Raw genomic sequence first — 691 nt, 5'->3', positions numbered from 1 at the left:
TCGGCTGTTCTTTAACAATATGGGATGTAGTAAAGGTGTCGCGAAGCGTTGATGAGACGCTGCAGTACAAAACGCGATACCGGGTTGTGATTGTATCAACCAAAATGTATTTAAGTGATCGAAAGATGACTTGGAATACGGCACAAATGCGAGAACTCACCTGTAGCAGGATGTCTCATTGAGACACACTTGTTATAGGGTCAAGCGAACAAGTGCATGTGGTGGATGCCTTGGCGATCACAGGCGATGAAGGACGCGGTAGCCTGCGAAAAGCTTCGGGGAGCTGGCAAACAAGCTTTGATCCGGAGATGTCCGAATGGGGAAACCCGGCCCGAATGGGTCATCCCTGACTGAATCCATAGGTCAGGGAAGCGAACGCGGCGAACTGAAACATCTAAGTAGCTGCAGGAACAGAAATCAACCGAGATTCCCAGAGTAGTGGCGAACGAAATGGGAAGAGCCTTGTACTCTTTAGCAGTGTTGTTAGCAGAACGGGATGGAAAGCCCGGCCGTAGCAGGTGATAGCCCTGTATGCGAAAACAGCGTTGTGGAACTAGGTGTACGACAAGTAGGGCGGGACACGTGAAATCCTGTCTGAAGATGGGGGGACCATCCTCCAAGGCTAAATACTCGTGATCGACCGATAGTGAACCAGTACCGTGAGGGAAAGGCGAAAAGAACCCCGGGAGGG

At 50.9% G+C, this 691-nt stretch carries 1 rRNA gene; it reads left to right on the top strand.

The features are described from left to right. Positions 1-198 precede the first annotated feature (198 nt). Positions 199-691 (top strand): 23S ribosomal RNA (locus AC3FKH_RS34485); the annotation flags it as partial.

Source organism: Cupriavidus sp. 21MJTG02-4 (assembly GCF_057798975.1).
Note: the sequence above shows the minus strand (reverse complement) of the source record. Positions and strands in the feature narration are given on the sequence as shown.